Source organism: Streptomyces sp. CBMA123, from assembly GCF_014596465.1.
Taxonomy (GTDB): Bacteria; Actinomycetota; Actinomycetes; order Streptomycetales; family Streptomycetaceae; genus Kitasatospora.
This window is the reverse complement of sequence record NZ_MECK01000195.1, coordinates 1-10064: the sequence shown is the minus strand read 5'-3', so window position 1 is coordinate 10064 and position 10064 is coordinate 1. Positions and strand designations below refer to the sequence as shown.

Annotated in this window: 7 protein-coding genes; all 7 read left to right on the top strand. The window is 75.1% G+C overall.

What is annotated here, in order from left to right:
* Positions 1-5915, top strand: a 5915-nt coding sequence (locus tag BG452_RS21775) for a non-ribosomal peptide synthetase (RefSeq protein WP_188306019.1), incomplete at its 5' end; no start/stop codon positions are given.
* Positions 5916-5996: 81 nt separating this feature from the next.
* Complete coding sequence (locus BG452_RS21770) at positions 5997-6200, top strand: MbtH family protein (RefSeq protein WP_317621165.1); 204 nt, start codon at positions 5997-5999, stop codon at positions 6198-6200.
* Positions 6201-6246: 46 nt separating this feature from the next.
* A complete protein-coding gene (locus BG452_RS21765) occupies positions 6247-6759 on the top strand; it encodes a GNAT family N-acetyltransferase (RefSeq protein WP_188306018.1) in 513 nt (170 codons plus the stop codon).
* A 219-nt stretch (positions 6760-6978) separates the two neighbouring features.
* Complete coding sequence (locus tag BG452_RS21760) at positions 6979-7812, top strand: helix-turn-helix domain-containing protein (RefSeq protein ID WP_188306017.1); 834 nt, start codon at positions 6979-6981, stop codon at positions 7810-7812.
* 221 nt (positions 7813-8033) lie between these two features.
* The gene (locus tag BG452_RS21755; RefSeq protein ID WP_188306016.1) at positions 8034-8816 is read left to right on the top strand and encodes a hypothetical protein; all 783 of its coding nucleotides are present in this window, start codon (positions 8034-8036) and stop codon (positions 8814-8816) included.
* A gap of 1 nt (position 8817) precedes the next feature.
* Positions 8818-9546, top strand: a complete 729-nt coding sequence (locus tag BG452_RS21750) for a hypothetical protein (protein WP_188306015.1) — start codon at positions 8818-8820, stop codon at positions 9544-9546.
* Positions 9543-10046 carry a hypothetical protein gene (locus tag BG452_RS21745; protein WP_188306014.1) on the top strand — a complete coding sequence of 168 codons (504 nt, stop codon included), beginning with the start codon at positions 9543-9545 and terminating at the stop codon, positions 10044-10046. The genes BG452_RS21750 and BG452_RS21745 overlap by 4 nt, the downstream gene beginning before the upstream one ends.
* The last annotated feature ends 18 nt before the right edge of the window (positions 10047-10064 follow it).

Genomic DNA, 10064 nt, shown 5'->3' with positions numbered 1-10064 from the left:
TGCGGCTGACCGCCCCGGACATCGCCGCCGCCCGCACCGACCCGGCGCCCCGGCAGCTGCCGCCCGCCGACCCCGACCGGCTGGCGTACGTGATGCACACCTCCGGCTCCACCGGCGAGCCCAAGGCCGTGGCCGTCCGGCACCGCGACATCGCCTCGCTCGCCACCGACAGCCGCTTCGCCGACGGCCGCTGCGCCCGGGTGCTGCTGCACTCCCCGGTGGCCTTCGACGCCGCCACCTTCGAGGTCTGGGCCCCGCTGCTGACCGGCGGCTGCGTCCTGGTCGCCCCCGCCGGACCGGTGGACGCCGCCCTGCTGCGCCGCCTGGCCGGCCCGGAGGGGCCGACCGCGCTCTGGCTCACCGCCGGACTGTTCCGGCTGCTCGCCCAGGACGCGCCGGACTGCTTCGCCGGCCTGCGGACGCTGTGGACCGGCGGGGACGTGGTGCCCGCCGCCGCCGTGCGCCGGGTACTGACCGCCTGCCCCGGGCTGACCGTGGTGGACGGCTACGGCCCCACCGAGACCACCACCTTCGCCACCGCCCACGAACTCACCGACCCGGCCGCGGTGCCCGACACCCTGCCGATCGGCCGTCCGCTGGACGACCGCCGCATCCACGTCCTGGACGGCCGGCTGCGGCCCGTCCCGCCGGGCTGCGCGGGCGAGCTCTACCTGGCCGGCGAAGGCGTGGCCCGCGGCTACCTCGGCCGGCCCGGCGCGACCGCCGCCCGCTTCCTCGCCGACCCGTACGGCCCGCCCGGCGCCCGGATGTACCGCACCGGGGACCTGGCCCGGCGCCGCCCCGACGGCACCGTCGAGTTCCTCGGCCGCGCCGACGACCAGGTGAAGATCCGCGGCTTCCGGGTCGAGCCCGCCGAGGTGGAGGCCGCGCTCGCCGCCCACCCCGGGGTCACCGACGTCGCCGTGGTCGCCCGGACCGACCGGCCCGGCGCCCGCCGGCTGGCCGCCTACGTGGTCGGCGCCGTCGACCCCGAGGACCTGCGGGCCTTCGCCGCCCGCACCCTGCCCGACTACCTCGTCCCCGCCGACGTCGTCCCGCTCGCCGCCCTCCCGCTGAGCCGCAACGGCAAGGTCGACCGGGCCGCCCTCCCCGCGCCCGACCGGGCACACGCCGCCGGACGCGCCGAGCGGATCGAACCGCGCACCGAGGCCGAACGCCGCACCGCCGAGGTCTTCGCCGAGGTGCTGGGCATCCGGCCGCCCGGGGTGACGGACGGCTTCTTCGAACTCGGCGGAGACTCCATCCTCAGCATCCGGCTCGCCACCCGGCTGACCGAGGCCTTCGGCACCGAACTCACGCCCCGCGCGGTGTTCGACCACCCGACCCCGGCCGGGCTGGCCCGGCTGCTCACCGGCCGGACCGGGGGCGCGGCCGACGCCCCCATCCTCCCGGTCGCCCGCGACGGCGCGGCGCCGATGTCCTACGCCCAGCAACGCCTCTGGTTCCTGGAGGAGTTCGCGCCCGGCGGCGCCGAGTACGTGACCGCCCTCGCCCTGCGGCTGCGCGGCCCGCTGGAGCCCGACGCGCTCGGAGCGGCCCTGACCGCCCTGGTCGCCCGGCACGAGTCGCTGCGCACCACCTTCGACGGCGTCGACGGGCAGGGCGTGCAGCTCGTCCACCCGCCGCGGGAGATGCCGCTGCCGCGCCACGACCTGTCCGAACTGCCGGAGCGGGAGCGGGAGTCGGCCCTACGCCGGCTGCTCACCGCGGAACGCGCCCGCCCCTTCGACCTGCGCGGCGGCCCGCTGCTGCGCCCCGCGCTGGTCCGGCTCGCCGACCGTGACCACGTGCTGGCCCTGACCCTGCACCACATCGTCACCGACGGCTGGTCCACCGCCGTGCTGCTCACCGACCTCGCCCACCTCTACCGCGCCGAACTCGGCTCCGCCGAACACCCGTTGGCGCCGCTGCCGGTGCAGTACGCCGACTACGCCCACTGGCAGCACACCGCAGGTGCCGCGGACGACCAACTCGGCTACTGGCGGCAGCAGTTGGCGGGCGTCGAACCGATCCGGCTGCCGCTCGACCGGCCCCGGCCCACGGTGCGCACCAGCAACGGCGGCACCGTCCGGCTGGCCGTGCCCGCCGACACCGCCCGACGGCTCGCCCGGATCGGCCGCGAGCGCGGCACCACCCTGTTCACCACCCTGGTCGCCGCCGCCCAGGCCTACCTGGCCCGGCTCAGCGGCGACCAGGACATCGCCGTCGGCACCGTCACCGCCGGCCGCGAACGCCCCGAGACCCAACGGCTGATCGGCTTCTTCGTCAACACCCTGGTGCTGCGCTCCCGGATCGAACCCCGGCAGCCCTTCGGCGACTTCCTCACCGAGGTGCGGCAGACCGTACGGGACGCCTTCGCCCACCAGGACGTGCCCTTCGAGCGGGTGGTCGACGAGGTGCAGCCGGTCCGCGACACCAGCCGCAGCCCGCTCTTCCAGACCCTGGTGGTCCTCCAGAACACCCCGGCGGCCGAACTCGACCTGCCCGGACTGGCGGTGACGGATTTCGGGACCGACACCACCCGGACGGCCTTCGACCTGGTCCTGGAGTTCGCCCAGGACGGGCCCGACACGCTGCACGGCCACCTCACCTACAACACCGACCTCTTCGACCCGGCCACCGCCGAACGGATGGCCGAGCAGCTCACCACCCTGCTCACCGCCGTCGCCGACGACCCCCGGTGCCCCCTCGGCGCCCTGCCGCTGGCCGGCCCCGACCGGCTCGCCGCCGAACTCGCCCGCGCCCGCGGCGACTTCCCCCCGGTGCCGGAGGCCACCCTGCCCGCGCTGTTCGAACGGCAGGCGGCCCGCACCCCCGACGCACCCGCCCTGCTCGACACCGACCGCGAGCTGAGCTACGCCGAACTCGACCGGGCCGCCAACCGGCTGGCCCACCGGCTGATCCGGCGCGGCGTCGGCCCGGAGCGACTGGTCGCCGTCGCCCTGCCCCGCTCGGCCGCCGCAGTGGTGGCCCAGCTCGCCGTCGCCAAGGCCGGCGGCGCCTTCCTCCCGGTGGACCCGGACTACCCGGCCGGCCGGCGGGAGTTCATGGTCCGCGACGCGGGCGCCACCGTACTGCTCGACGACCCCGCCCAGGTCTGGGCCGCCGACGGCCCCGACACCGCCCCCACCGACGCCGACCGCACCACCCCGCTCACCCCCGGCCACCCGGCGTATGCCGTCTACACCTCCGGCTCCACCGGCACCCCCAAGGGCGTCCTGGTCACCCACGCCGGACTCGCCGCCTTCGCGGCCGCCGCCGCCGCACAGTACGCGGTGGGCCCGGGCGACCGGGTGCTCCAGTTCGCCTCGCCCAGCTTCGACGCCTCCGTCCTGGAACTGTGCATCTCCCTGCTCGGCGGCGCCGCCCTGGTCACCGGCGAGGAGGGCCCGCTGGTCGGCGAACGGCTCGCCGAAGCCCTGGCCGGGCGGCGGATCAGCCACGCCCTGATCCCCCCGGCGGCCCTGGCCACCCTGGACCGGGAGAACGCCGCCGCGCTGACCGCACTGCGCACCCTGGTCGTCGGTGCCGAGGCCTGCCCCGCCGACCTGGTCGACGCCTGGGCCCCCGGCCGCCGGATGGTCAACTCCTACGGCCCCACCGAGGCCACCGTGGTCGCCACCTGGACCGGCCCGCTCACCCCGGGCACCGGCGCCGCCCCCGCGATCGGCCACCCCAGCGGCGCCACCCGGGTCTACGTCCTGGACGCCGCCCTGCGCCCCGTCCCGCCCGGCGTCACCGGCGAACTCCACCTGGCCGGCCCCGGCCTGGCCCGCGGCTACCTCGGCCGCCCCGGCCTGACCGCCCAGCGCTTCCTGCCCGACCCGTACGGCCCGCCCGGCGACCGGATGTACCGCACCGGAGACCTCGCCCGCCGCGACGCCGACGGCCAACTCCGGTACTGCGGACGCGCCGACGACCAGATCAAGCTGCGCGGCTTCCGGATCGAACCGGGCGAGGTCGAGAGCGCGCTGCGCCGCAGCCCGCTGGTGCGCGACGCCGTCGTCACCGTCCGCACCGACGCCCCCGGCGGCGGCCGGCTGGTCGCCTACCTCGTCCCCGCGGACCAGGCCGCCACCGCCCTCGACCCGGCCGGCACCGCCCTCGAACTGCGCGCCCAGCTCGCCGAGTCACTGCCGCCGCACCTCGTCCCGGCCGTCTTCGTCCCGCTGGAGCGGCTGCCGCTCACCCCCAACGGCAAGACCGACCGACGGGCCCTGCCCGACCCCGGCCCGGTGCAGGCCGCGGCCGGCCCGCACCGCCCGCCGCGGAACGACACCGAACGCCGGATCGCCCGGATCTGGGCCGACGTCCTGGGCGTCGAACGGGTCGGCGCCGACGACAACTTCTTCCTGCTCGGCGGGGACTCCATCCTCAGCATGCAGGTGGTGTCCCGGCTGCGCCGGGACGGCCTGCACCTGGCCACCCGGGACCTCTTCAGCCACCAGACCGTCGCCGAACTCGCCACCGTGGTGCGCGGCGCCCCCGAACGCGCCGACGACGGCCCGGTCACCGGGGCGGTGCCGCTGACCCCGATCCAGGAGTGGTTCCTCACCACCCCGCGCGCCGCCCACCACCACTTCAACCAGTCGGCCCTGCTGGAACTCGGCCCCGACCCGGACCACCAGGCCCTGCGCGCCGCCCTGGACGCCCTGCTGGACCACCACGACGCGCTGCGGATGCGCTTCACCCACGACGAGTCCGGCTGGCACCAGTTCAACCCGCCGCCCGCCCGCACCGACGACCTCCTCGTCCACCACGACCTGACCGGCCAGTCCGCCGAGTCCGCCGACGCCGCCCTCGCCAAGGCCGCCGACGACCTGCACGGCGGCTTCGACCTCGCCCACGGCCCGCTGCTGCGCGCCGCCCTGTTCACCGGCGAACCGGACCGCCCGCCGCTGCTGCTCCTGGTCGCCCACCACCTGGTGATCGACGCCGTCTCCTGGCGGGTGCTGCGCGACGACCTGGAGAGCGCCTACCACCAGGCCCGCCAGGGCGGCGCGATCACCCTGGGGGAGCGCGGCACCTCCTTCCGGGACTGGGCCCAACGGCTCGCCGCGCACGTCGCCGAGGGCGGACTCGACCACGAACTGCCGTACTGGGAACAGGCGGTGACGACCCACGCCGACCTCCCCGGCCGCTCCACCGACGCGGCCGGCGCCGAGACCGGGTCCGCCACCGAGACCGCGTCCGTCACCGAGACCGCCGCCGTCACCGTGGAACTCGACGAGGCGGACACCGAGGCCCTGCTGCGCGCCGCCCCGGCCGCCTACCGCACCCGGGTCAACGACGTGCTGCTCGCCGCCCTCGCCCTGGCCCTGGCCCGCTGGACGGGGCGGGACCGGATCCGGCTGGACCTGGAGGGCCACGGCCGGGAGGACCTGCTGGAGGGCGTCGACCTGTCCCGCACGGTCGGCTGGTTCACCACCGTCTTCCCGGTCGGCCTCGACGTCCCCGCCCCCGAACAGCCCGGCGCCGACCGGGACTGGCGCGCCCTGGTGAAGTCGATCCGCCGCCAACTGCGCGCCGTGCCCGGCAACGGCCTCGGCTACGGCGCCCTGCGCACCTTCGGCCCGCCCGAGGTCCGCGAACGCCTCGCCGCCGGCCACCAGGGCCAGGTGGTCTTCAACTACCTCGGCCAGTGGGACGCCCGGCCCGAGGCCCCCGGCGAGGGCCTGGTCCGCGCCGAACTCGGCTCCTGCGGCCAGGACCACGACCCCAGGGACGGCGGCTCCCACCCGCTGGAGGTGGTGGGCGCGGCCCAGCACGGCCGCCTCGCCTTCACCTGGCACCACCGCCCCGCCGTCCACCACCCGGCCGATGTGCGCCGGGCGGCCGAGGAGTTCGCCGAGGCCCTGCGCCACCTCGCCCGGCACGCCCGGGCCTCCCGCTGACCGACGACCACGACCACGACTACGACCGCGACCGCGACCGCGACCACGATGGCGATCACGATGACGACCAAGGAGAAGGACATGGACGAGAACACCCGCTACCAGGTGCTGCGCAACGACGAAGAGCAGTACTCCCTCTGGCCGGCCGACCTCGAGGTACCCGCCGGCTGGCAGCCCGTCGGCAAGGAGGGCACCGAGGCCGAGTGCTCCGCCCACGTCGACGAGGTGTGGACCGACATGCGCCCGCGCAGCCTGCGCGAGCGCATGGAGAACACCGGCGCCTGACCCCTCCACCCTCGACCCCACCCTCGACCACCCAGAGGAGCCCGTCATGCCCCCCGTGCTGCGCACCGAACGCCTGGAGTTCATCCCCTACCGGCCCGAGGACGAGGACGCCTTCGTCTCCCTGCTCCGCGACGCGGAGGTCTGCCGCTGGATGGGCCAGGACCTGGTGCCCGAACCGCAGCTGCGCACGCTGTTCCAGGCCATCCTGAGCGACGTCTACCCCCAGCGGCTCTTCGACGTCTGGGGCCTGTGGCTGGACGGCGCCTACGCGGGCCACGCCGAGGTGAAGAAGACCGGGAACGTCGACGGCCACGAACTGGTCGCCGCGCTCGTCCCGCAGTTCTGGGGCCGCGGCCTGGGTACCGAGGTGGTCCGCGGCCTGATCCGCTACGCCGCCGACGAGCTGGGCCTCAAGGAGGTCTACGGCCTGGTCGGCGCGGAGAACGTCCCGAGCCTGGCGCTGTGCGAGCGGCTGGGGTTCCGGCACCTGCGCGACTCCGTCGACGAGGACGGCACGGTGGCGAAGGTGATGGTGATCTCCACCGCCGAAGCCGGCTGACGCCGCCCGGCCCCCGGCCCCCGGCGCCTGCGGGTACGCCGGGGGCCGGGGTGGGCTGCTCCGAAGCGGGTGCCGGGTACGGCGGTTGGCGGCGGTGGTTAGGCTGACGGGCACTGGTGGAGGTGACGTCGGGGAGGGCCTGTGCGATCCGAGGGCAGCGGATTCTGTGATCGGAACGACCGGTGGCCGCTCGCGAACGGTGCCGCGGCCGGACGGGGTGTGCGGGTCACCCGGATCGGCAGCCGGTGGCGGGTCGCCCGTCCGCGGCATCCCGGGCTGCGTCCGTTCGTCCACAGCTACGCGGGCTACTGGGAGTCGGAGCCCGTGCCGTACCGGGTGCGGCTGGTGCCGACCGGCCGCGCCGTCGTGGTGATCAACATCGCGGAGCCGTTCAGCGAGGTCCGCCGCTTGGGGGAGCCGTCCGGGCGAGGCGCCGTGGTCGGTTCGCTGGTGGCGGGTCTGGAGGACGGCCCCCGGGTGTGCGCGCACCCCGGCGGCCAGGAGGCGATCCGGCTGGAGCTGACGCCGCTGGGGGCGTACCGGCTGTTCTCGCTGCCGATGGGCGAGCTGACCAACACCGTGGTCGAACTCGGCCACGTGCTGGGGCCGGTGGCCGAGGAGCTGGTGGAGCGGCTGGCCGGGGCCCGTGACTGGGCGGCCCGGTTCGACCTGGTGGACGCCGAGCTGCTGGCCCGCCTCGGGCGTGGCCCGCTCCCCGCGCCGGAGGTCGCCCAGGCGTGCCGGCTGCTGTCCGAGGCGGCGGGAGGGATCCGGGTCGCCCGGCTGGCGGCGGAAGTGGGGTGGAGCCAGGGGCATCTGGTGCGCCGGTTCACCGAACAGGTCGGCCTGGCGCCCAAGGCCTTCGCCCGGGTGCTGCGCTTCCACCGTGCCGCGGGGCTGTTGTCGGGTGACGGCGTCGACCTGAACGACGTCGCGCTGGCCTGTGGCTTCTACGACCAGGCGCACCTCAGCCGGGACTTCCGCGCGTTGGCGGGCACCACGCCGGGCCGGCTGGCCGCCGCCCGCTGGGCGGACGGAGCCGTCGCGCTCTGAGCGCTCCGAAGGAAGGTCAGATTTTTCCAATCCAAGCCCGGCGGCGGGCCGGTAGTCTCCCGGTTTCGCGCGGATCCAGCGTCACAGCCGGGGAGGGGTCGATGGTCGCGTTACGACGCACGTCCGGTTCGAGTGCGGTGGCCGCTCTCGCGGCCGCACTCGCGCTGTGCGGCGCAGTGCTGGTTCCCGCACCGTCGGCCGTGGCGGCCACACCGACGGACATGTGCGCCCCGCAGTACGCGGCCGCCCAGGCGGTGCAGGCCCGGATCAAGAGCCACAACGCCCAGCCCCACGAGTTCACGCCCCAGCAGAGCGGTGCCCTCGCGGCGTACAACGCCGAGGCGGCGGCCCTCAACGCGGAGAGCGCCAAGGCCGTCGCCGCGTACACGGCCTGCTTCCAGGCGATGATGGCGATGGTCGACGCCACCGGCGCGGGCAGCATGGACCTCAAGGACCTGACCCCGACGAAGCGTTCACAGATCGACGACGCCAAGCGGCGCCTGGGCACCGGGTGGACGGCACCACCCCCGCCCGCACCCGGGAAGAACTGGCGAGTGCCGAAGGGTTCGGCGGCCCGACCGCTGTACGACGCCCTCCGGGCGGGGAATCCCGGCAACCTCCCCTACACCTATCTGAAGGGCGGCACCAAGCTGTCGGTCGGCAGGCCGGATCCGGCCTACCCGGCGTCCTCCAGGCGGGTCATCATGCCCAATGCGAGGGGCAATCCGAAGATCAGCGCGGACCACATAGTCCCGCTGGCGGAGCTGATGCAGATGCGCGGGTTCACCAAGCTCAGCACCGAGAACATGTTCATCATCAGCCGCGCCCCGATCAACTTCCAGTGGCTGTCCTCGGCGGCGAACCTGTCGAAGCAGTCGCGCAGCGCGGCTGCCATGACGGGCGTGGATCCGAAGTGGCAGGCGAGTCAGGTCGCGTTGGAGAACGAGACGCGCAAGAAGCTCCAGGACATCATCGACCAGTTGCTGAAGAGCCAGGGAAGCTGACATGACAGCAGTCGACGCCGCCGGGATCGCGCGGACGCTCCCCGAATGGTCGCTGGCCTTCGTCGAACCGGCCTCGGACCGGATCACCGCGCTCCCGGAGCGCTGGCGGCCGATCGCGCTGGCCGACCGGCCCGAGACCCGGTACCGGATGGCACGGTCCCTGTGGAACCAGGACTTCCTCGACCTCGTCCCGAGGTTCGCGACGGCGATGGACGGCCGCTGCGTCGACGTCCGGGCCTGCCTCACGGACGGCTGCGCCGCGCTGGTGTACGTCATGGCCGACGAAGCCGGCGGACTCGTCTCCTGGGTCGGCTACGACCCGCGCACCTTCGGCCCCGAGCCGGTGTTCTGGCCGTCCTTCCCCGAGCCGCTGCGGGCCTTCCTGCGCGGGGTGCACGCCGGATTCGTCTCGGGGTGCGACGGGACGTCCTTCGGTCTCGCCCGGCCCGTCCACATGACGACCCTGGCGGAGTTCGCGGACTTCCCGGAGGGCATCCCGGGCTGGGACGAGGACGAGATCGAGTCGACCAGACTGCTCCGGGTCACCTCGGACGGCGGGAACGTGCACTACTGCCTGTCACCGGAGCTCGCACCGGGGGAGATCGCCCTCGTCCACGAGGGCGAGGTCGACGCCAGGGACTGCGGCGCCGAGCTGGACGAGCTGATGGTGTCGCACTTCGCGCCGTCGACCCGAGGGCCCGAAGCCGACGGACAGGAGTCCGAACGATGACGCAGGACCCGTTCTGGCCGCCCGCGCCGACCAGTCCACCCGAGATCCCGCGACGCGTGCCCCGGAAGCGCTGGCCGTACCTGCTCGGAGTGGCCGTGCTGTTGCTGGTGGCGGCGGGTGTGGTCGGGTACGTCGAGAAGGACCGGGCACCGGGCGAACCAGACCGGGTCCGGCAGGTGGCCGACCGGTTCGCCGGCGCCGTGGACCGGGGCGACGTGGCCGCGAGCGTCGGCATGCTCTGCGCGGAGGAGGCCGGCGACCTGGCCGACGACGGCCTCCCCTCCGGCGAAGCGAGCCCGTCGGCGGACGAGCAGCAGCCCGGGGCCTCCGGACCGCCGGTCGAGATCTCCGACGTCAGGATCCAGGGCGATGTCGCGAGCGTCCACGTGACCAGGCCCGGTGTCGACACGACGCTCTACCTGCGGAAGGAGGCCGGCGTCTGGTCGGTCTGCGCGCCGGCCGCGGCGCGGCTGCCCGCGACGGCCTCGCCGCGGCCCTGAGCCGGCCGGACGGGTGGG

Bases quoted from the DNA above. Each gene is read 5' to 3' on its own strand.
- BG452_RS21770 (WP_317621165.1), top strand. From the start codon at position 5,997: ATGGACGAGAACACCCGCTACCAGGTGCTGCGCAACGACGAAGAGCAG.
- BG452_RS21765 (WP_188306018.1), top strand. From the start codon at position 6,247: ATGCCCCCCGTGCTGCGCACCGAACGCCTGGAGTTCATCCCCTACCGG.
- BG452_RS21755 (WP_188306016.1), top strand. From the start codon at position 8,034: ATGTGCGCCCCGCAGTACGCGGCCGCCCAGGCGGTGCAGGCCCGGATC.
- BG452_RS21750 (WP_188306015.1), top strand. From the start codon at position 8,818: ATGACAGCAGTCGACGCCGCCGGGATCGCGCGGACGCTCCCCGAATGG.
- BG452_RS21745 (WP_188306014.1), top strand. From the start codon at position 9,543: ATGACGCAGGACCCGTTCTGGCCGCCCGCGCCGACCAGTCCACCCGAG.